This window comes from Pseudomonas sp. P39-UII1 (assembly GCF_039672635.1).
GTDB lineage: Bacteria > Pseudomonadota > Gammaproteobacteria > Pseudomonadales > Pseudomonadaceae > Aquipseudomonas.
In genome coordinates, this window is sequence record NZ_JBDFPP010000022.1 from 50,646 (window position 1) to 71,781 (window position 21,136).

Here is a 21,136-nt window from a genome sequence, read left to right on the forward strand (position 1 = left end):
TCAGCCGCGCGCGCCTTGTGGCAGTTCGGCTACCAGGCGCAGCGAGGCGGTCAGTTCGTCCAGCTGGTAGTGCGGGCGCAGGTAGGTCACGGCCTTGTACACGCCAGGCTTGCCCGGCACCTCGAACACCTCGGCGCGCGCTTCGCGCAGCGGGAACTTGGCCTTGGCTTCCTGGCTGGCGGTGTCGTCGAGCAGCACGTAGCTGGCCAGCCACTGGTTGAGGAAGCGCTCGACATCCATGCGCGAGGCGAAGCTGCCGATCTTGTCGCGCATGATCGCCTTCATGTAATGGGCGATGCGCGAAGTGGCGAAGATGTATTGCAGCTGCGCCGACAGGCGTGCGTTGGCATTGGCGATGTCGGTGTTGTACTGCTTCTGCTTCTGCGCCGACTGGGTGCCGAAGAACGCGGCGTAGTCGGTGCCCTTGCAATGCACCAGCGGAATGAAGCCAAGGTCCGATAGCTCTTTTTCGCGGCGGTCGGTGATGGCGATTTCGGTCGGGCACTTGAGGGCGATTTCGCCATCGTCGGTCTTGAAGGTGTGGGTCGGCAGGCCTTCGACCAGGCCGCCACCTTCCACGCCGCGGATCGCCACGCACCAGCCGTAGCGGGCGAAGGCGTCGGTGACGCGGGTGCCCAGGGCGTAGGCGGCGTTCATCCACAGGTACTTGTTGTGGTCGCGGCCGTCGACGCTCTCGACGAAGTTGAATTCTTCCACCGGGGTGGTATCGGGGCCATACGGCAGGCGGCCGAGCACGTGCGGCAGGGTGAGGCCGACATAGCGCGAGTCCTCCGAGGCGCGGAACGACTTCCACTTGGCGTATTCGACGGTGTCGAAGATTTTCGCCAGGTCGCGCGGGCCGGACATGTCGGTGAACGAGTCCCAACCGAACAGCTCGGGCGAGGCGGCCGAAATGAACGGCGCGTGGGCCGCGGCAGCCACGTGCGAGATCTCTTCGAGCAGGTACATGTCTTCGGGGTTGCGGTTGAACTCGTAGTCACCGATCAGCATGCCGAACGGCGCGCCACCGAAGGTGCCGTACTCTTCTTCGTAGACTTTCTTGAACAGCGCGCTCTGGTCGAATTCGCTGGCGGCCTTGAGGTCGCGTACCAGGTCTTTCTTCGAGGCGTTGAGCAGGTGGATTTTCAGCGTGGTGCTGGTCTCGGTCTGGTCGACCTGGTACTTCAGGCCGCGCCAGGAGGCTTCCAGCTGCTGGAACTCACGGGCGTGCATGATTTCGTTCATCTGCTCGGAAAGCATCGAGTCGATCTCGGCGATGCGCGCGTCAAGTACGGCGATCAGGTCTTTGCTCGGGGTCATTTCGCCTTCGAGCACCTGGTTGACCAGCTCGCCGATCAGGTCGCGGGTGCGGTTGCGCTCGGTGTCGGAGCGGGCCACACGGCTTTGCGAAATGATGCTGTCGAGCAGCGAGGCCTGCGGCGCGAAGCTTTCCACTTCGACCAGGTCGGCGTCCTGTTGTGGCAGTGTTTGCTTGTCGGTCATCGTCTGGCTCCTGCTTACTCTTTGCCGTCGTTGGCGGGGACGGCGGCTTCGCGACCGAATTCCTTGCCCAGGGTTTTCAGTTTTTCGGTGTTCTGCAGCACGTCCATCAGCAGCTCTTCGAGCTTGTCGTTGCCGCCCATCTTGTTGCGCAGGTCGGCCAGCTTGTTACGCACTTCCAGCAGCTTGCGCAGCGGCTCGACCTGCTTGACCACGTTTTGCGGCTCGAAGTCTTCCAGGGCGTTGAAGTTGAGTTCCACGCCCAGCTGAGTGCCGTTTTTGGCCAGGGTGTTGTCGACGCGGTAGGTCAGGCGCGGCTTGATGCCCTTGAGTACGCCGTTGAAGTTGTCGCGGTCGATGAAGACGAACTTGCGGTCCTTGAGCTTGGGCAAAGGCTCCAGCGGGTTGCCGGAGAAGTCGCCCAGCACGCCGACGACAAAGGGCAGCTCTTTTTTCTCGAGCGCATCGCCGATGTCCACGTCGTAGGTGATATGGACCCGGGGCGCGCGAACGCGGTCGAGTTTGTGCTGGGTACTTTCCTTCTTCGCCATCGTGTTCTCCAGTGCGAGCAGTTCGCTGCGAATCATTGCGCGGCCGGTTGCCCGGCCCTGCGCGTTACAGACCTTCGATCGTCGCCAGCAGGCGCTGACGGATTTCGTCGTTCATTTCCAGAATGTTGTCGCGGCCCACCAGCTCTTCGAAGCTGGTGTTACCGGCAATTTGCGTGCTGCTACGGATGACCGAATCGTCCGGAAGTTCCGAACGCACCGGCGAGCTGATGACGCAGAAGGGCAGGTCGCCCAGGCCCTTGAGGCGCTCGAAGCTCAAGCCGAAGCGCAGGCCTTCGAACAGCCGGCCAAGGCCTGGCGACTTGCTCAGGCAATAGAACAGCACCAGGTAGTGCACCACGAAGCGGTACAGCTCGGCGCTGCTGCGGTTGGGGTCGTTGATGACCGTGCGAAAGCGCGCCAGCTCGAAGCCCTGGAAACCCACCACCCAGCGCACCGGGCTGGTGATGCGGATGACCTGGCCGCTCGGGGCGAGGGCCTTGTCGTATTCCAGGGGGAACAGTTCGGGGGTGGTGCTGATGAGGTTGAGCGGCACTTCCAGCTCGCTGACCAGCTGGAACGGCGCGGCCGAGCCGATGCGCTCGTACAGTTCGATAAGCGACTGGAAGTGGCCCTGGGTTTCGCGCCCGCTGCTGCGCTGCGCGCCCTGCAGGTATTCGCCAAACAGCGTCTGCGGACGAATCAGCGGCGCCATGGTAGCGAGGTAATCCGACGCCTGCGCCTTGAGCGCGTCGGCAATTGCCCGCGTCTGGCTGCGCAGCCGGATCAGTGCTTCGACATCGAACGTCTGTGTCATCGGTACATCGTCCATGAGCCTTTTTGAATCGTCCTGATACGCCGGTGGCGTGGACTTGAAACTCGGTACTGGCACATGAATATCGTGTTGCCAGCAATGCCGTGTAGGGCACCTCGCTAGGGAAGAAGTTCCTGCGAGGGGCGCGATTTTTTCCCGGTTTGTGATGCAGTGCAATGATGTCTCAATGATATTGCTTGAGCGTTTTGGGCACGTAAAATAGGGGCTTGGCCCCACAGGTAAGGGGTTTCAGGCGACACAAATGGTCTGGAAAAAAGATCAAAAAATGTTTATCAAAAGGTGAAGCAGGTCTCATTTCTGGCGGTGTGAAATCCCACTCGCGGCGCTTTATTCCGGGCCATCCAATGATGGCAATGCGACGAAATACGGCGCACGGGCCGTCGATCTTCAAGCAACCACCTGGCCCAAAACTTGAAAGTACCCCGGGCCCACCCGGGGTATTCCTCATCGCGCAAAAACCAGGCAGTGCGCGCCATGTCGCTCGTTTGGAAGGAGCAGGTGGCTACCTGCCATCCACCTGGATGCAAATATTCTTGTCCCCGACAACTTTGCACGGCCAGTGGTCGTTGATGTAGGAATCGGGTGTAAAGCACACGCGCTCATCGTTCACCCAGAACATCTGCCATCCGGAGCCAGAAATTCGGAGCTTTGGGCAAGACCAGTAGCCCTTAGCAGAAAGTGTGGCTGTGGTCGCGATGATCATGGCCGGGGCAGCGAAGCACATCATCGCGACCATCAACTGCAACGACCGGATTTCGAAGGTGTGAAGCCTCGATTTCCTGGGCGGGTCGAATTTCTGACCGGTCCATGCCGCGAAGGCGCAGGCAACGAGACAGTAGGGCGTTCCCGGAATGGCCGCGAGTACGAAGAAGCTTTTGAGCGGAGTCTCCACGACCGGCGCGTTTCTGTAGATGCGGCCATACAGCGGCAGCAGTTCGGCCCACAGTACGTAAAATGCAAGTGCGCACGCCATCAGCATGCACAGCGCAAAGCCGATGGCCACGCAGCGAAAAAGCAGCGGGGATCTGACATGGAGTTCGGGATGGGATTTCATGATGACGGCAGCGTTCCTTGCTGGGCTTGATCGTTGATTTTGCCAGAGCTGTATGGAGCTGCGCACTGCTCGGCCTGGCAATTGGAGATGCGGTGGGTACGACATTGGAATTTCAACGTCGCGATCAGGGTGACGTCCTCGACATGATGGGCGGTGGGCCGTTGCGCCTGGCGCCGGGAGAATAGACCGACGATACCAGCATGGCGCTATGCCTGGCGGATACCTACGCAGCCAAGGGCAGGTTCGATTACGCTACCTTTGCCGACGCTCTGGTGCGCTGGTACCGCCAAGGCGAGAACTAAGGTATGAAGCAATAGTCAGTATTATTCATCCATATTAAGGCATAATTTTTTACCCTCTACTTTTTTGCAGGGCCATTTGTTTTCCGTGTAGCTGTCAGGCACAAAACAGAAACCTGGGTGGCTTACCCAGTAGGTCTGCCAGGCCGAGCCAGATTTTCTCAATTGTGGGCAGGTTGTATAGTCCAGGGCGTTGAGTGTCAGCGTGGTAGCAATAGCCGCGAGCGGTGCAATTAGAACTAAAGCGTAAACCGAAGTTTTCATCATTCCAGTCTCGAACTTTGCAAGCCCCGACTTGGCCGGCGGTGCAAATTTTTTGCCAGTGCAGATTGCGAATGCGCTCGCTACAACGCACGCAAGCATGACCGGCGGCGCCATGAGCAAACCAAAAGCCATATAGGGCACTTCAATGGCAGAGGCTTGGCGCCAGATCTGTCCGTAGATTGGCAGCACGTGTGCAATTAGCCAATAGGCCGAAAATATGCCCACGGCAGAGCAGATCAGAAGCGTCAGCGTGGCGAGTAGTCTGAATTTCAGGAGGCAATACCTAGAGGGCTAACGATCATTGGAGCGTTCTCACTGCTTACGCAGTCCGTGTGGGAGCGGGCTCGCCCCGCGAACACGGGCGAAGCCCGTGCCATCCAGCGTGCAGTACTCACCCCCGGTCAGGTTTCTCGCCCATGCTCGCCTTGAGGCGTCGCAGGGTAGGTGACTCGCCGCCCGTCAATTCGATACGAAACTCCGCAAAAGCGTGTTCCAATTCTCCATATCTCTGCAGCCCTTCTCTCGGTAAACAGGTAGCGACCCGGGATATCGCGCCACTCCATCGGTGTACGAATCAACTCCTGATCTGCCGCGGTCATCAACGGCTCAAGTTCGACGCTCAATTTCAGGGCAGCGGGATCTTGCGCTTTCAGGCTATCGATGATCAGCCGAAGTTTCAGTGACTTCTGCTTTAGCGTTTGAGTGTTCATGTTCAGCCCTGGTTGGAAATGGTGCCTATCATATTCGGAGTAATCATCGCTGCCCATCAGCCTGTAGACAAATATTCTTATCCCCTATACGCTTGCAAGGTTGGTTGTCGCTGGTGTAAGAATCAGGTGTGAAGCAATACCGTGCATCATTCACCCAGTACACTTTCCATGCCGACCCCGAAATTAATAATTTTTGGCAGGGCGTATAACCCTTGCCCCATAAGCCAAGTGTCACAAGTATCGCAATTGCCGGCGCCATGCCGATCATTGACCACAGAGTTAATTTGTACGAGTAGTATTGGAATTTGAAGAGGAGAGAATGGGTGGGTGGATCAAATTTCTTTGCGCGCCAACAGGCATAGGCTGTCGTGATGACCAGTATGGGGCTAACCGTGCACATGCCAATTAGCATAAAACCCAGATAGGGCGTAATCACAATGGGCGCGTTGCTTAATAACTTACCGAATAATGGCAGCACATCGTTAATCAGCCAGTACCCCGACAACAGGCCCATAGTGATGGTAAACAGGCAGGTGATAAAAGCCACAACACGGAATAGATGGGGAGAGCGTTCGTGAAACTCGTAGGGTTGATGTGTAGTCATTATCAGAACTTTGGCAGATTGAAAGTCGGGAGTGAAGGCATAGAGGGTAGCTCAGGCATCGACGGCCAACCAGGTAGATTGAGGTCTCCCGGTTGGAGTTTTCGCAGCGCCCAGCGCTTGGCCTCGTTATAGAGGTTGTCCGCGATTTCACCCGCTAAGTTAGTGATTTTCTCCTCTGCGTATCTTTTCATATCCTCAGTGCGGATGCGAATGGCTTGTTGATGCAGGTTCTCAAGGTTGTCCACTGCATAGCGCAGTCCGGCTTTGACAGAGTTTTTTATACCGTATTGAGTGTCAAGTACGTTGAGACCCCAACCCACTGCGAATACCATAGCCGCCCCTGCGATCACGGGTGCGACGGCAAATGTGGCCATCGAACCAATCACTACCGCGAATGCATAGCCTACGGCCGAGGCAATACCTGCTTTGATCAACTCGACCCCAACGCCACCGAACAAATCAGTCATCACATGCTCGTCGCCAAACACCCACTCCGCCACTTCAATACCTACGGCAACCCAGCATGAGAGCTTGAATCCTTTGATGGACGAACCGCGAACGCCATATTTGCCGATACCCATGCTGATCAGCTTCGCGTTCTGAATGCCATAGCGGGGTGCATTGAGCGTCTGACGCAATCCAGGGTAACCCGTTATGATCACGAATTGCTTACCCTTGTGCACGGTGAAGCGCACCTTGGTGCCGACTCCACCCATATCACGGACGAAAATAGCCGCGTTGCGTAAGTCCCACGCGGCCATGGTTGCGGGTACGCCCCATGTCGTGTTGACGAACGTGTGAGGCAAGCCATTATAAGTAGACTTAAGGCCTTGCCCTATACCGGTTAAGAGCTCGCTCGTCGTGCGGCTACAAACCTGCGGTGGCTGTGTGCTGACCTGTGTTTGCGTGGACCGGGCCTGAACCATGAAGTGCTCTATGGGCAGCATCACCATTTCAAGGTGATTCTGATCCATCTCTCGATCCAGTTGGCTGAGTTGGCTTTGACTCATGCTCATAGCGTCTCTCCCTGAAATTCGCTGTCTACTGCCTCGTGGCTAGGGCAGGAAGCCTACACTTCAGAGGTTAGCTAGATCAAACGGCTGGACATATTCAGATGAGATTAATGCTCACAATTACCTGCTGATAATCATTGCTTCCAATGTGCCAGTATCGTGGTGGCTCAGGCACGATGTGAATGCTAGGTGGCTTAATGACATCATTTGACAGCCTTCAGCCATTCACGTTTTCATTGTGAGATTTCCAGCTTGGTGCAGGATGCATTGATATGATTACGGATGCCCTCGATTCGATGCTCACGCAGCATCAACGTCTGTTCACCTTCGATTCTCCACTCCCTCCGGAACAAGAGCTGCAACTGCTGAGCTTCAGTGGCCGCGAAGCGATGTCGGAACTGTTCAGCTTCCAGGCAGAGCTGGTCTCCCAGGATGCGCGCATCGAGCTCAAGAAGCTCATCGGCAAAAAGGTTACCCTCGGCATCGCGCTCGCCGACGGCAGCACCAAATACATCAGCGCCCACGTTTCCGATTTCGTCCACTCCGGTGCTGACGGCGGTATTGCCAATTACAGCGCAGAGCTGGTTCCGTGGCTCTGGATCCTCAGCCGCAGGCGGGATTCGCGAATTTTCCAGGACAAGACGACCGAGCAGATCGTCAAGGAAGTCTTCGATTACTACCTGTCGCTGGCCGACCATGAGTTCCGCCTGAGCACCCCGCTCAAACCCATCAGTTATTGCACCCAGTACCAAGAAACCGATCTGAATTTCGTGCTGCGTCTGTTGGAGCAGGAAGGCCTGTTTTTCACCTTCCAGCACAGCAAGGAAGGCCATCGCATGATCATCAGCGATGACAGCAGCCTGTTGCCACAACTGGCGGGGCAGCCGGTGATTCGCTATCACCGTGCATCGGTCACCGAGAGCGAGGATTCGATCACCGCGTGGTCATCCACGCGTCGCTTCCAGCCGACGCGCCTGACCCTCAAGTCTTTCGACTACAAGCAACCGGGCAACCCTCATCTGGTGCAGCTCAACTCTGTCAACCAGCAAGGGGAAGTCGGGCAGCTCGAGGTGTTCGAGTACGAGGGGCTGTATGGCTATGCCGATGCTGATGAAGGCATGCGTAAGGCACGCCATCGCCTGGAGGCCATGGAACTCAATGGCAAAGTCTTCGGTGGCCAAAGCAACTGTCGGGCGATGGAGCCGGGTCACTACTTTGAGCTCAGCCAGCACTACGATCACGACAATGGTGTGCAGGATGATCGTCAGTTTCTCATCCTCTCAGTCAATCATTGGGGGCAGAACAATTACGCCAATGATGGCGAGGCAGGCTACCGCAATGGCTTTACCTGCATCCGCCGGAAAATACCCTTCCGCCCAGAGTTGAGGACACCGCGTGGTGGGATTCACGGCCCGCAGACGGCCATTGTCGTCGGCCCCCCGGGTGAAGAGATCTACACAGACGAGTTGGGGCGTGTGAAGCTGCAGTTCCACTGGGACCGTAACGGCGAGTTCAACGACCAGAGCTCCTGCTGGGTCCGCGTCGCCCAATCCGGCGCCAGCGGCGGCTTCGGCAGTATCCTGATACCCCGCGTCGGCGACGAAGTGGTGGTGGTGTTCCTCGACGGCAACCCTGACCGCCCGCTGATCATGGGCAGCCTGTACAACAGCAGCAACACCCCGCCATGGTCGTTGCCAGCGAACAAGACCCAGAGTGGTTTCCTCACCCGTTCGATGAAAGGCGACGGCGGTACCGCGAACTTCTTCCGCTTCGAGGACAAGGCCGGCGCCGAGCAGATCATCATGCACGCCGAGCGCAACATGGATACCGAGATCGAGCTGGATGAGAAGCACGATGTGGGGAACAATCGGACGATTACGGTGGGTGGGGCGCACACGGAGATCGTCAAGAAAGACACCGTGGTGAATGTCCAGGAGGGCAGCTACACCCTGCAGGTGGACAACAAGTTCATCCAGGTGAGTGCCAACGAGAGCATCCTGCTCCAGGTGGGGAGTAGCAAGATCAAAATGACCCCACAAGGCATCACCATCGAAGCTGACAAGATCGACATTCTCGGTAAGAACACCTTCGTCAAAGGTGATCGCGTCGACATCAACGAATAAGGCGCAGCCAATGGCCACCACCAGCATCTACGACAGACTCTCTCAAAAGCGCGAAGCTGCCGAGGCACTCGCTCGGCAGCAGGCCGAGGAGGAGCGAGTGGCTGCTGAAGCCATGAGCAAGATGCCTGTTCCGGTTCCTGTATTACCTCTGGACGTCGGTCAGAACGCGTTCCAGATCGCAGGGCTCAATATGCGCGTGCCAAAGGGTTTTGGATTTCGCGAAATTGACACCACCCTGGAGTTCGCCGGCTGCGAAGTAACCTTCAGCGCGCGCCGGAGAATCGCCCCTCAGGGCCTGCCCCTGGCAAGAGCGGTTGAGGGCTATGTGAAGAATCTGCGTGATCTTCATGTCGGGATGACCCTGGTGCGCGAGGCTGAAGGCTTGTTGGCGGGGCACGAGGCGATTGCTCTTGATTACCTGTTCACGGTTGGGCAGGAGCGCCGCCATGGGCGCACCGTGTGCGCGATCATCAGCAGCGGCGACGAACTGTCTCGCCAATGGTTTGAGGTGTCCACGCTCATAGACCCCGACAAGGAGCGGCTGGCCGACTGGTTGGTCGCGTTCGATGCCATGCTCGCCGACATAACGGCACAGTAAGCCGACCAATTTTTTCGCTTAATGGAATTTGAAACCAATGGACTATCAGCTTCAGGAAGGATCTATCTCGTTGCCGGAAGGCTTTCAGGACCGAACGGTGAATATGTTCATCCTGGGCAACAATGTCCCTGCACCACTCAACATCACCCTTTCGCGTGACAACTTGTTACCCGCAGAAGACCTCACCGCGTATATCGATCGCCAGGTGAAACTGATCGCCACCAAGCTGCGCGGGTACACCGTGCTCAGCAAAAAGCCTGCGCAGTTGTCCTCCAGCCAACCCCTGGCAGGGCTGCAGATCGAAGCCTACTACATGAACGAAGGCCGCCCTGTGTATCAGCGCCAGGCCGCTTTTGAAGTGGCTCCAGGCCGAATCCTGGTGTTCTCTACCACCAGCCAGAAAGATTTCAGCGGCAAGCAGAATGAACGCTGGCTTGAGCTTCTGAGCAGCTTCCAGCCGCGCCAGGATGCAACGGCATCGTCCGAAAACGCTACTCAGGACTGAGCTCATGTTTGAAGCAGCGCGATTGGGTGATGAGATCGAACACACTGGCGCCCTGGCTGGGTTCCTTGCCGGTGCGGTAATTGGGCTGGCGATCGCGACGGCCGCAGCCTTCACGATTTGCACGGCTGGCCTTGGCGGTTTTTTGCTGGGCGCGGCCATTGGCCTGGGCGCAGGCCTGCTGCCAATGATGGGGGAGAAATTCGGTTCAATGTTCAGCTCACCGGCTGGGCAGATCGAGTTAGCCGGCTGTTCGACCAATGTTTTCATCAACAATCGCAATGCTGCTCATGCTGAACTGAGCACCGCTAAATGCGACAAGCATCCACCACCGGTGCTGGTGGCCGAAGGGTCTTCGAATGTATTCATCAACGGCGTAGCGGCGTCGCGCAAAGGCGACAAGCTCACCTGCGGTGCGAAGATCTCCGGCGGCTCGAACAACGTCTTCATCGGCGGCGGTACCCAGCGCTATCTGCCGGTGGACGAAGAAGTCCCGGAATGGCTGCGTGTCACCGTCGACGTGCTGATGATCGCGGCTTCAATGGGCCGGTCGATACTTGCGGTTGGCCGTTTGGGCTTACAGACAGGCCTCAAGGCTGCCGGCCCCTGTGCCTTGCAGACGGGCGCGACGATCGCGGGCAGCTACCTTGCCGGCCGCTTCATCGTTGGCCCGGCCATAGAACGTGCGATCGGCGGTTTCACCGGTAACCCTGTAGATATGACAACTGGCCGCAAATTGCTGGCCAACGAAACGGATTTCGTCCTGCCAGGGATGATGCCAATCGAGTGGTCACGCTTCTACGCCAGCGACCTGGCTATCGACAGCGTGCTGGGCCAAGGCTGGGTGCTGCCTTGGGAGCAAAGCCTGCGCCGCAGCGGCGGCTTCGTGTACCACACCGACAACCAGGGGCGCTGCGTTCCGTTCATTGACCTTGAGCCGGGCGAAAGCATCTACAACCCGAACGAGAAAATCCATCTGGTCCGCACGGTAGGTGGCCACTACCTGCTGCAGACTCTGGACAATGTGTTCTTCTACTTCGGTGAAGTACCGGACGACAACAGCGCCGTACCGCTGTACCGCCTGGAAAACGCATTGGGTCACTACCTGCAGTTCATCCGCGATGCCGATCAGCGCCTGACCGACATCAGCGCCCCCGGCGGTGTGCGGGTGCACCTGCATTACGAGCACCCGCTCGGTCGCTTGACCGAAGTCAAACGCATCGTCGACCAGCAAGCCGTGGAAACCCTGGTGCGCTACCGTTACGACGACAACGGCCAGCTGAACGAAGTCATCAACCGCAACGGCGATTCTGCGCGGCGCTTCGACTACGGCGAAGGCCTGATGGTCCGCCACAGCAACGCCCTTGGTCTGATCTGCGAGTACCGCTGGCAAACCCAGCACGCCAAGCCCCGGGTGGTGGAGCACTGGACCAGCGACGGCGAGCATTACCATTTCCGCTACGACTTCGCCCAGCGCACCAGCTGGGCCACCGATGTACTGGGCCGCGAGCTGGAGATCCACTACAACGAAGACCACCGCGTCGTCGCCAGTCGCGACTTTGGCGGCGAGCGCTACGGCATGGATTTCGATGCGTTCGGCAATATCGTTGGCTTCACCTTGCCGGACGGTAATCGCCTGGCGCTCAAGTACGACGACTTTGGCCGCCTGGTCGAAGAAACCGACCCCCTGGGCCGCACGATCCGCTACAAGCACCACCTCGCCACCCCGCTGGTAACCGAAACCCAGTTCCCCGATGGCAGCGTCTGGAAGTCTCGCTACGACGGCAAGGGCAACCTGATCGCCGAAATCGATCCCCTGGGCCACAAGACCGAGTACCTCAACGGCGAAGACGGCCTGCCGCATACCATCATCGATGCCCACTTCAAGTCCAAGTACCTGTGGTGGAACGCCTACGCTCAGATCGATCGCTTCGAGGACTGCTCGGGCAAAAGCACCTACTACCGCTACGATGAGCGGCAGCACCTGATCGCCGTCACCGACGCGCTGAACCAGACCACCACGCTGGAGCGCAAACCCGACGGCGAAGTGCTGCGTATCCACCACCCGGATGGCACGGCAGAATCCTTTACCTACAACGCCCTTGGCCAAGTACTGACCCACACCGACGGCAAAGGCCAGACAACGCGTCTGCAGCGCACCTCGCGTGGCTTGCCCAGCAGCCGCCAGGATGCCAAAGGGCAGTGGATTCGTTACGAATACGACAAAGCGATTCGCCTGACTGCGTTGGTCAACGAAAACAGCGCGGCGTACCGCTTTGCCTATGACGCCTCGGACCGCCTGAGTGAAGAAGTGCGGGTGGATAACCTGACCCGGCGCTTCAGCTATGACGCTGGCGGCAATCTGGTGCGCCTGGATGAAATCGGCTATGGCGAAAACGGCGAGCGCCCGGAGCGCAATACGCTGTTCGAGCGTGACGCGATTGGCCGCTTGCTGGCCAAGGTCAACCGTGATGCCCGCCAGGATTTCGAGTACGACGAGGCCGACCGTCTGCTGAGTATTCAGCGCACGCCGAGCAGTCTGGGTAAACAGCTGGGCATCACGGATGAAAAGCTGAGTTACCACTACGACCTGCTGGGACGCCTGACGCAGGAGCTGACCCCGAGCGGTGCGCTGGACTATGAGTACGACCCGCTCAGCAACCTGACCACACTGACCCTGCCGGATGGCCGCCAGGTCAACCACCTGTACTACGGCAGCGGCCACCTGCACCAGCTGAACCTGGACGGCCAGGTCATCAGCGACATGGAACGCGATGACCTGCACCGCGAGGTGTTCCGTACCCAGGGCAAGCTGACCAGTTGCTTTGGTTATGACGCCATGGGGCGCAAGGCGTGGCAGTTTGCGTCAACGCTGCCGGCAGAAAAGCTGTCGCAAGTGCACAACCCGGGCATCAATACGTCGTTGCTGGTGGAGCATGCCTACAACCCGATTCACCGCCGTTACCAGTACGACCCGGCCGGAGAGTTGGTGCGTACGCTGGACAAGCTACGCGGGGAGATCAAGTACGAATACGAAGCCAACGGCCAGTTGCACAGCCGTGATACCGGCTCGTTGGTGGGAAGCGAAGAGTTCCGCTATGACGCTGCGGCCAACCGCTTGGACTTCAATGCGCGGCAGTTTGAGAAGGTGCAAGACAACCGCATCAAGCGTTGGCGGGATCAGGAGTATCGCTATGACCCGTGGGGTAACCTGATCGAGAAGCGCTCGGGGCATAGCAAGCTGCAGAGCTTTGCCTATGACTGCGAAAACCGGCTGGTGCGTGCCGAGACACTGGTCAACGGCAAGTTGGCGAGCACAGGCAAGTACCGCTATGACAGCCTAGGGCGCCGGGTAGCCAAGCACTCCGAGATCAACGGCATCACGGAGCAGAAGCACTTCCTCTGGCAAGGGCTGAGGATGCTGCGTGAGGAGACGCCTGAGCAGAGCATTCTGTACTTCTATGAGCCGGGTAGCTACGCGCCGTTAGCGCGGGTTGATCAGGCGGAAGGGGAAGAGCAGAAGGTCTACTATTTCCACACTGACCAGATTGGTACGCCGCTGGAGGTGACCGATAGCGAAGGAGAGATCGTCTGGCAGGCGACGTATCGGTCTTGGGGGGCGATAGAGCAGCTGGCGGTTAATGAAGTCGAGCAGAATCTGAGGTTCCAAGGTCAGTATTGGGACGCAGAGACGGGGCTTCACTACAATACTTTCCGCTATTACGATTCTGCAATTGGTCGTTACCTCACGCAAGATCCATTGAGTCTCGACGGAGGGATGAACCTTTACGGATATGCTTTGAATCCCATTTTGTGGTTGGACCCTCTGGGCTTATCTTGCGGGTCTGATGCAAAAAAGCTTGCTGACAGCCTTGGTAGTAAGCCGGTGGGTGGGGGGCAATATGATGCGCATCATATCGTAATGTCGAATTCTAAGGATGTACGAATGATTGCATTAAGAAAGCAGATGAAGGAATTGGGTATCGATATCAATAATAGAAAAAATGGTATCTGGTTACCTAACACAGAGTCTGCTAGGGTTCCTGGTACTCTTGCAACGCCGCATAAAGGAGCCGGTATCCATGGGAATGCCTACAAGCAACATGTCTACGATACGCTTTCCGGAAAAAACACAAAGAAAGAATTCTTGAGCGGGCTGTCTGAGCTCAAGGAACAATTGAATAGCGGTAAAACATTCGCGGTGAAGAGATGATCATGATTCCAGAAAGTTGTAAAAATCTACTGAAGGTTTTAAAGTGCAAGTTGGAAACTATGCCTCCCGAGGGTGAAGGAGATCATTGTCTTGAAGACATGGAATTAAAGTGGTCGAAAGGCCCTGGTTTTTCAATAATGCCTTATGGTTTGGAGCTGGCAGGAGTGGTTCCATGTCCAATTGGAATTAGTGAACCAAAAAACAAAAAAAATTGCTTTAAATACTTCTTGGTTGATGATTTTTTTGCCAAGGCCGAAATATATGGTGTTAGCTCAACGATTGTTGAAACTGAAATATATGAAAATGACATTGGTGAAAGCTATTCTATTCGTTTTGATGATGATGGGGAAGCAATTCGTGCAGTGGGGGTTGTTTTCAAAGACGAGGTGCCAAGCATATCATGTCGATTAGAGGATGATGGAGAGTATTGGTGCTATGAGTACAGGCATGAGGAGGGGGAAATAATTTCAATGGTTGTACATGCTACCAATAGTGTTCCTGGTACGGAGATATTTGTAGAGCGAAAAGAGGGTGGGGTAGTTGGATTGTATTTTTACAATCAAGGCGCAAAGGTCTATGTTTATAAGGTTTAAGTGTTGATTTGTTTTTAAGTTTGTGTGGTATGTGAGTTTTGTGTGTGCCTGCTCTTTAAAAACATGTAGCAGGAGTTGGAGTCTTGGATTGTCAGTTCTTTCCGTGGTGTTATATGTGAGGTTTTCTATGAGCTCTCTTTGTTTTTGAACTTTTAGCGTTTGCATACGGTTTCGAGGGGCCCTCCTCGCTTGGGCCGCAAGATTAGCTACAAGCACCACCGCGCACCCCTGATTAACGAAACCCGGTTTCTCGTTTGACAGTCGCATTATGACGACTAAAGGAACCTAGTCACCGAAATCGACCCGCTGGGTAACAAGACCCAATACCTCAACAGCGAAGACGGCCTGCCGCACACCATCATCGATGCCCACTTCAAGTCCAAGTACCTGTGGTGGAACGCCTACGCCCAGGTCGATCGCTTCGAGGACTGCTCGGGCAAAAGCACCTACTACCGCTACGATGAGCGGCAGCACCTGATCGCCGTCACCGACGCGCTGAACCAGACCACCACGCTGGAGCGCAAACCCGACGGCGAAGTGCTGCGTATCCACCACCCGGATGGCACGGCAGAATCCTTTACCTACAACGCCCTTGGCCAAGTACTGACCCACACCGACGGCAAAGGCCAGACCACGCGTCTGCAGCGCACCTCGCGTGGCTTGCCCAGCAGCCGCCAGGATGCCAAAGGGCAGTGGATTCGTTACGAGTACGACAAAGCGATTCGCCTGACCGCGTTGGTCAACGAAAACAGCGCGGCGTACCGCTTCGCCTATGACGCCTCGGACCGCCTGAGTGAAGAAGTGCGGGTGGACAACCTGACCCGGCGCTTCAGCTATGACGCTGGCGGCAATCTGGTGCGCCTGGATGAAATCGGCTATGGCGAAAACGGCGAGCGCCCGGAGCGCAATACGCTATTCGAGCGTGACGCGATTGGCCGCTTGCTGGCCAAGGTCAACCGCGACGCCCGCCAGGATTTCGAGTACGACGAGGCCGACCGTCTGCTGAGTATTCAGCGCACGCCAAGCAGTCTGGGTAAACAGTTGGGCATCACGGATGAAAAGCTGAGTTACCGCTACGACCTGCTGGGACGCCTGACGCAGGAGCTGACCCCGAGCGGTGCGCTGGACTATGAGTACGACCCGCTCAGCAACCTGACCACACTGACCCTGCCGGATGGCCGCAAGGTCAATCACCTGTACTACGGCAGCGGCCACCTGCACCAGCTGAACCTGGACGGCCAGGTCATCAGCGACATGGAGCGCGATGACCTGCACCGGGAGGTGTTCCGCACCCAGGGCAAGCTCACCAGTTGCTTTGGTTACGACGCCATGGGGCGCAAGGCGTGGCAGTTTGCGTCGACCCTGCCGGCAGAAAAGCTATCGCAAGTGCACAACCCCGGCATCAATACGTCGTTGTTGGTGGAACATGCCTACAACCCGATTCACCGCCGTTACCAGTACGACCCGGCCGGGGAGTTGGTGCGTACGCTGGACAAGCTACGCGAGGAGATCAAGTACGAATACGAAGCCAACGGCCAGTTGCACAGCCGTGATACCGGCTCGTTGGTGGGAAGCGAAGAGTTCCGCTATGACGCTGCAGCCAACCGCTTGGACTTCAATGCGCGTCAGTTTGAGAAGGTGCAAGACAACCGCATCAAGCGTTGGCGGGATCAGGAGTATCGCTATGACCCGTGGGGTAACTTGATCGAGAAGCGCTCGGGGCACAGCAAGCTGCAGAGCTTTAGCTATGACTGCGAGAACCGGCTGGTTCGGGCGGAGACACTGGTCAACGGCAAGTTGGCGAGCACAGGCAAGTATCGCTATGACAGCCTAGGGCGCCGGGTAGCCAAGCACTCCGAGATCAACGGCATCACGGAGCAGAAGCGCTTCCTCTGGCAAGGGCTGAGGATGCTGCGTGAGGAGACGCCGGGGCAGAGCATCCTGTATTGCTATGAGCCGGGTAGCTATGCACCGTTGGCTCGTGTTGATCAGGCGGAGGGCCAAGAGCAGAAGGTCTACTACTTCCATACCGATCAGATCGGTACGCCCTTGGAAATGAGCAATAGCGAGGGTGAGATTGTCTGGCAGGCCACATATCGTTCGTGGGGGGCGATTGAGCAGCTGACGATCAATGAGATTGACCAAAATTTACGGTTCCAGGGCCAGTACTTTGATCGCGAGACGTCGCTTCATTACAATACCCTAAGATATTACGATCCTGAAGTTGGTAGATTCATTGGTCAAGATCCCATTGGCTTGCGCGGGGGTGTGAATCTTTTCAGATACAGCGTAAATCCGATTTACTGGATTGATCCAACGGGGCTCGCTCCATGTCAAGTGCGAGTTGTTAATAACACAAAGATTCACGGTCGTGGGCAGGTAGACGGAACGCCTGGACATGATCAGTTTTCAGAAGCAATCGCCAATAAATTGGCTATGAGTGGAAAGTTCTCGGATGTGTATTTGAATCGTTCATATAGCTTCGCGAATGGGCGAGGCGTCTCAGCTCGACGTCCAGATGTTATGGCTATTGATGTGAACGGTAAGGTCCATGCGATCGAACTTGCCTCTAAGACGGATATGGGCAGAAAACTTCCGACGCTTACTTCGCGTAATGAAACTGCAATGAGTAATTTGCCTCTTAGTAAGCAAGGCGAGGTTTTAGTGTTAGAGCATCCATACAGTGCTTCTGACATGAAGTCTTTGCTTGATGATTTGATTTCTGGAATATAGGTGGGCATATGTCTGTAGCGTTGGCTTTATACGGTGTTGAAGAAGTTAATCCTAAATTGGCCCTAAAATTTGCTAAGAACTTTTTTGCTTGTATTAATCTGTCGATTACAGGTGCCGCTTATTATAGATATTTGAGTGATGGGGATCATGTTGGCGATCACGATCTTGTAGCGGTGGAGTTGACCGAACTCGAGGCGAGAGTGAATAACGGTACAGCTACGGCGTTTAGAATATACAACGAGGCCGCAGGTGCTATCCCGTGGTTTGCATCCTTTGGTTATTCTACGAACGATTTTGGCAGCTTCTATCACTTAGATGGTCAATGCTCTGATGACTCTGTGGGGCTAGAGAGTCTGGTGAAATTTGTTAAAGATCTCAGTGCTGACATTGTAGTGCCTTATGGAATTATCTATCAGTGCGAAAAAGTAAGTAAAGCATTTAGTTATGCTGCTGGTAATAATGTGGTAACGATATATCCGTGCGAGAATTCATCTGCATTTAAGAAGGAAGTTCCTGGCAGATTTCAGGGGCGAGAGCGCTACAAGGAGAATTTATTGAGGATGGTTTATCCCGTTAATGTATTAAGTGACCGGCATTTGGAGGCGGATGTTGCGGGGGTGGTACTGAAAGATTGGATTGGTGAGAGTGTCGGGCGAGGAGCGCTTGAGCCGTTAACTCCTTCGACATGGCTGTGGTACGTCGAAGCGGATCAGCTTCAGGACGTAAATCAGTCTTTGGGCGAGGCCGGCATCCTGATTTCATGGAAAAAACCGGATGTCAAAAAGCGCTTTTGATTTTTATTTCGAGCAAGTTTTGGTGCGAAATTCGCTTACTGGGCCAGTTATTTGTTCGCAGAGCCTACGTGAGACCTTAAGAGCAATTGGCGGACATGCTGGCATCCGACTCGGATGACGCTCTATACAATTAGTGGGTGCTGGCGGAATGATGTCAAAAGCTTGGGTTGTTCATGACATGCCTGAAGATTCAACTAGTTTGAGCGATACGGTGGGATCGGAAAAGCTCTTGAAGCGCTTTGTGAGCATACTTGTCAAGCATGGCAGGCACAGCGTTGTGTAGCATTCTGACTTCAGTCTCAAGCTTGGAATAACGGCAATTATTGGGTTAGGTGTACTCGGCCTACGCTTCTGTATTCCTAAGCGTGTCTGGCTAGAGGGCGTCACGGAGTGGATGTTCTTTAAAAAATGGCAGCGGGGCGGTAGCCGCCTCAATAGCTGATAAATACCACTCGCAGCGTCGTCACATCTGAGGTCGCCAGTCGCTCAATGTGTTCGAATATCCAGTATCTCAACTGCGACGCCAAGGTCGAGTTCATTGGAGACTGTCAACCGCGATGCCAACGGCTAGTTGCACAGCCCCGATACCGGTTCGCTTATACATAGCGAAGAGTTCCGCCATGACGCTGCGGCCAACCGCTTGGACTTCAATGCGCAGTAGTTTGAGAGGTCAAAGACAACCGCATCAAGCGTTGGTGGGATCAGGAGTATCGCTTTGACCCTTGGGGTAGCTGAGCGAGAAGCGTTCGGGGTATAGCAAGTTGCAGAGCTCTAGCTATGACAGAGAGAACCCGCTGGTGCGTGCCGAAACGCTGGTCAACGGGACGCCAACGGCAAGCGGGGGAGCACTGGGCAATACTGGTAAGCGGGTGGCCAAGACCGCTGAAATCGGCGGCGAGAGGGAGCTGAAGCACTTCCTCTGGCAAGGGCTGAGGATGCTGCGCGAGGAGACGCCGGGGTAGAGCATTCTGTATCTCTATGAGCCGGGTAGCTATGCGCCGTTAGCGCGGGTTGACCAGGGGGAAGGGGACGAGCAGAAGGTCTATTACTTCCATACTGACCAGACTGGTACGCCGCTGGAGCTGACTGATAGTCAGGGCGAGATTGTTTGGCAGGCAACATATCGTTCTTGGGGCGCGATCGAGCAGGTGACGATCAGTGAGGTCGAGCAGGATCTGCGGTTCCAGGGTCAGTACTTTGATAGCGAAACGGGGCTGCATTACAACACGTTCCGGTTCTATGATCTTGAATCCGGCCATTTCAGGATCCAATTGATCTTGCCGGAGGATAAACCTCTACCAATACGCAGTAAATCCCATTGCATGAATTGAACCGTGGGGTCGGAGTTCAAAGCCCGCACATTCTCCCGATGTGGCTAAATGGCTGGATAAGGGAGGATCTGTTCACATGGAAGTTGAAAGTCCAACATGGGCCTATCAAGATTTGGAAGGTAATGAGGTGAGGTATCCTGAAGGCCATCCAGATTTTACTCCTTACCAGCGGCAGCAGGTTGATGTCCCAGACCTGAAGGGGAATCATGGTAAGAATCCTGGTGGCGATTTCGGAAAATCGGATGCGCTAGCGCCAAAAGGAAAGGCAGATTATTCAAAGATTACTTGGCATCACCACGAGAACATGAGGACGATGCAAGAAGTTCCTAAAAATACATAACAGATATACGCATTCCGGTGGCGTAAAGAGCATGAGAGCTTCCTGTGAAATTGGGTGAAAATATGCCAATTGTATATAAGTCTGGCCTGCAAGATTCTGAGGTGAATGCACTACAGTCTGCTTTAAATTTAGTGCTGCCAAGTAGCTATAGGCAGTTTTTAGGAAGGATGAATGGTTGCTGCATGACTGAGCCAGATTACGGTCAGTTGCCGCTGCCAGCTATTGATGACGGCGTTATTATTTTTGATCGTCTCTTTGGAGTTCTTCCAGATGAGGAGTGTAACGACCTGATCAGTTTCAATAATGAATTCATTGATGAGTTGAGGTTTATTGGAAGCGTATTGGCTATCGGTGAAGATGGAGGTGGGAATCCCTATGTGCTGATATGTGAGGCAGGCCGGGAAGGCATCTATTATTGGGATCGAACGCACTTGCATGAGGCTGATTCAGTCATTAAATTTGACATAGCTGCGCTGAATGATTGTGGTCATTTGTATTTCATCGCGGATAGCATAGATGCCTTCTTTGATATGGTAGTCGCCGCGCTCGGGGGAAATGTGGTTTTGATTCAGGAGCAATGATTTTAACTCCTTAATTTATAAGCTCGCAGGAGTGGGCATCTTCTGAAATGTTAGGCCGCTCCTGCGTCGCTGGTCGCCAAGTTAAGTGATGTAGTGGCTGGGTTGGTCTAAAGTTTTTGCGCCGTGTACTTGCCTTGGATAAGGCATGGTTTTATGTGTTCCTGCTGACCTGCTGACCTGCTGACCAGTGGGTCGCCTTGTCTCCCCGACGCCCGATCTTTAAGAATTTCTTAAGCGAAAGCGAATGCCAACCTTGTCTCATTCGCTTTCATTTCATGCTCTGGAGCGATTAGGGCTATTTGTCAAAGACTTAAGACAAAATTATTCATTTCGAAGTGAGATAGCGGCAGACTTTCTTGCTGGCGAAATTTTCCACCCCGCGTGGTCGAGCACTGGACCAGCGACGGCGAGCACTTCCACTTCCGCTACGACTTCGCAGCGCGCACCAGCTGGGCCACCGACGTGCTGGGCCGCGAGCTGGAGATTCACTACAACGAAGAC

General features: G+C 55.5%; 15 protein-coding genes and 4 pseudogenes. 11 read left to right on the top strand and 8 right to left on the bottom strand.

The window, feature by feature from the left end; genetic code table 11:
• The 4 genes from tssC to ABEH27_RS21695 all read right to left on the bottom strand — a co-directional run bounded on the left by tssC (window position 1) and on the right by ABEH27_RS21695 (window position 3,937).
• A complete protein-coding gene (tssC, locus tag ABEH27_RS21680; RefSeq protein WP_176516771.1) occupies window positions 1-1,503 on the bottom strand; it encodes a type VI secretion system contractile sheath large subunit in 1,503 nt (500 codons plus the stop codon).
• Window positions 1,504-1,517: 14 nt separating this feature from the next.
• Window positions 1,518-2,051: a type VI secretion system contractile sheath small subunit gene (gene tssB, locus ABEH27_RS21685; RefSeq protein ID WP_346615528.1), complete on the bottom strand. Its 534-nt coding sequence runs from the start codon at window positions 2,049-2,051 to the stop codon at window positions 1,518-1,520.
• 64 nt (window positions 2,052-2,115) lie between these two features.
• Window positions 2,116-2,865, bottom strand: a complete 750-nt coding sequence (locus tag ABEH27_RS21690) for a hypothetical protein (protein ID WP_346615529.1) — start codon at window positions 2,863-2,865, stop codon at window positions 2,116-2,118.
• Between the two features lie 520 nt (window positions 2,866-3,385).
• Window positions 3,386-3,937, bottom strand: a complete 552-nt coding sequence (locus tag ABEH27_RS21695; protein WP_346615530.1) for a hypothetical protein — start codon at window positions 3,935-3,937, stop codon at window positions 3,386-3,388.
• Window positions 3,938-3,999: 62 nt separating this feature from the next.
• Here ABEH27_RS21695 and ABEH27_RS21700 point away from each other — a divergent pair.
• A pseudogene (locus ABEH27_RS21700) lies at window positions 4,000-4,236 on the top strand (ADP-ribosylglycohydrolase family protein); the annotation flags it as partial.
• Window positions 4,237-4,260: 24 nt separating this feature from the next.
• On the opposite strand, the gene ABEH27_RS21705 reads toward ABEH27_RS21700, so the two are convergent.
• The 4 genes and pseudogenes from ABEH27_RS21705 to ABEH27_RS21720 all read right to left on the bottom strand — a co-directional run bounded on the left by ABEH27_RS21705 (window position 4,261) and on the right by ABEH27_RS21720 (window position 6,830).
• Entirely contained in the window at window positions 4,261-4,689 is a 429-nt protein-coding gene (locus ABEH27_RS21705) for a hypothetical protein (RefSeq protein ID WP_346615532.1), read from the bottom strand.
• 202 nt (window positions 4,690-4,891) lie between these two features.
• Window positions 4,892-5,210: pseudogene (locus tag ABEH27_RS21710) on the bottom strand (hypothetical protein).
• A 43-nt stretch (window positions 5,211-5,253) separates the two neighbouring features.
• Window positions 5,254-5,814: a hypothetical protein gene (locus tag ABEH27_RS21715; RefSeq protein ID WP_346615533.1), complete on the bottom strand. Its 561-nt coding sequence runs from the start codon at window positions 5,812-5,814 to the stop codon at window positions 5,254-5,256.
• A gap of 2 nt (window positions 5,815-5,816) precedes the next feature.
• A complete protein-coding gene (locus ABEH27_RS21720) occupies window positions 5,817-6,830 on the bottom strand; it encodes a hypothetical protein (protein ID WP_346615535.1) in 1,014 nt (337 codons plus the stop codon).
• A gap of 269 nt (window positions 6,831-7,099) precedes the next feature.
• Between ABEH27_RS21720 and ABEH27_RS21725 the strand changes: the two genes are divergently transcribed.
• The 10 genes and pseudogenes from ABEH27_RS21725 to ABEH27_RS21770 all read left to right on the top strand — a co-directional run bounded on the left by ABEH27_RS21725 (window position 7,100) and on the right by ABEH27_RS21770 (window position 20,635).
• Window positions 7,100-8,950, top strand: a complete 1,851-nt coding sequence (locus tag ABEH27_RS21725) for a type VI secretion system Vgr family protein (protein WP_346615536.1) — start codon at window positions 7,100-7,102, stop codon at window positions 8,948-8,950.
• 10 nt (window positions 8,951-8,960) lie between these two features.
• Complete coding sequence (locus tag ABEH27_RS21730; RefSeq protein ID WP_346615537.1) at window positions 8,961-9,548, top strand: hypothetical protein; 588 nt, start codon at window positions 8,961-8,963, stop codon at window positions 9,546-9,548.
• Window positions 9,549-9,585: 37 nt separating this feature from the next.
• Window positions 9,586-10,053: a DUF1795 domain-containing protein gene (locus ABEH27_RS21735; RefSeq protein ID WP_346615538.1), complete on the top strand. Its 468-nt coding sequence runs from the start codon at window positions 9,586-9,588 to the stop codon at window positions 10,051-10,053.
• A 4-nt stretch (window positions 10,054-10,057) separates the two neighbouring features.
• Window positions 10,058-14,263, top strand: coding sequence for an RHS repeat-associated core domain-containing protein (locus tag ABEH27_RS21740; protein ID WP_346615539.1), 4,206 nt, complete (start codon window positions 10,058-10,060; stop codon window positions 14,261-14,263).
• Between the two features lie 2 nt (window positions 14,264-14,265).
• Entirely contained in the window at window positions 14,266-14,856 is a 591-nt protein-coding gene (locus ABEH27_RS21745; RefSeq protein ID WP_346615540.1) for a hypothetical protein, read from the top strand.
• A gap of 258 nt (window positions 14,857-15,114) precedes the next feature.
• Window positions 15,115-17,589, top strand: a pseudogene (locus tag ABEH27_RS21750) (RHS repeat-associated core domain-containing protein); the annotation flags it as partial.
• 8 nt (window positions 17,590-17,597) lie between these two features.
• Window positions 17,598-18,383: a hypothetical protein gene (locus ABEH27_RS21755; protein WP_346615541.1), complete on the top strand. Its 786-nt coding sequence runs from the start codon at window positions 17,598-17,600 to the stop codon at window positions 18,381-18,383.
• A 556-nt stretch (window positions 18,384-18,939) separates the two neighbouring features.
• Window positions 18,940-19,706 (top strand): annotated as a pseudogene (locus ABEH27_RS21760) (RHS domain-containing protein); the annotation flags it as partial.
• An 84-nt stretch (window positions 19,707-19,790) separates the two neighbouring features.
• Window positions 19,791-20,054 (top strand): HNH endonuclease, encoded by a 264-nt coding sequence (locus ABEH27_RS21765; RefSeq protein ID WP_346615542.1) that lies wholly within the window; start codon window positions 19,791-19,793, stop codon window positions 20,052-20,054.
• A gap of 44 nt (window positions 20,055-20,098) precedes the next feature.
• Window positions 20,099-20,635 (top strand): SMI1/KNR4 family protein, encoded by a 537-nt coding sequence (locus ABEH27_RS21770; RefSeq protein ID WP_346615543.1) that lies wholly within the window; start codon window positions 20,099-20,101, stop codon window positions 20,633-20,635.
• Window positions 20,636-21,136: the final 501 nt, after the last annotated feature.

Bases quoted from the DNA above. Each gene is read 5' to 3' on its own strand.
- tssC (WP_176516771.1), bottom strand. From the start codon at position 1,503: ATGACCGACAAGCAAACACTGCCACAACAGGACGCCGACCTGGTCGAA.
- tssB (WP_346615528.1), bottom strand. From the start codon at position 2,051: ATGGCGAAGAAGGAAAGTACCCAGCACAAACTCGACCGCGTTCGCGCG.
- ABEH27_RS21690 (WP_346615529.1), bottom strand. From the start codon at position 2,865: ATGACACAGACGTTCGATGTCGAAGCACTGATCCGGCTGCGCAGCCAG.
- ABEH27_RS21695 (WP_346615530.1), bottom strand. From the start codon at position 3,937: ATGAAATCCCATCCCGAACTCCATGTCAGATCCCCGCTGCTTTTTCGC.
- ABEH27_RS21715 (WP_346615533.1), bottom strand. From the start codon at position 5,814: ATGACTACACATCAACCCTACGAGTTTCACGAACGCTCTCCCCATCTA.
- ABEH27_RS21720 (WP_346615535.1), bottom strand. From the start codon at position 6,830: ATGAGCATGAGTCAAAGCCAACTCAGCCAACTGGATCGAGAGATGGAT.
- ABEH27_RS21725 (WP_346615536.1), top strand. From the start codon at position 7,100: ATGATTACGGATGCCCTCGATTCGATGCTCACGCAGCATCAACGTCTG.
- ABEH27_RS21730 (WP_346615537.1), top strand. From the start codon at position 8,961: ATGGCCACCACCAGCATCTACGACAGACTCTCTCAAAAGCGCGAAGCT.
- ABEH27_RS21735 (WP_346615538.1), top strand. From the start codon at position 9,586: ATGGACTATCAGCTTCAGGAAGGATCTATCTCGTTGCCGGAAGGCTTT.
- ABEH27_RS21740 (WP_346615539.1), top strand. From the start codon at position 10,058: ATGTTTGAAGCAGCGCGATTGGGTGATGAGATCGAACACACTGGCGCC.
- ABEH27_RS21745 (WP_346615540.1), top strand. From the start codon at position 14,266: ATGATTCCAGAAAGTTGTAAAAATCTACTGAAGGTTTTAAAGTGCAAG.
- ABEH27_RS21755 (WP_346615541.1), top strand. From the start codon at position 17,598: ATGTCTGTAGCGTTGGCTTTATACGGTGTTGAAGAAGTTAATCCTAAA.
- ABEH27_RS21765 (WP_346615542.1), top strand. From the start codon at position 19,791: ATGGAAGTTGAAAGTCCAACATGGGCCTATCAAGATTTGGAAGGTAAT.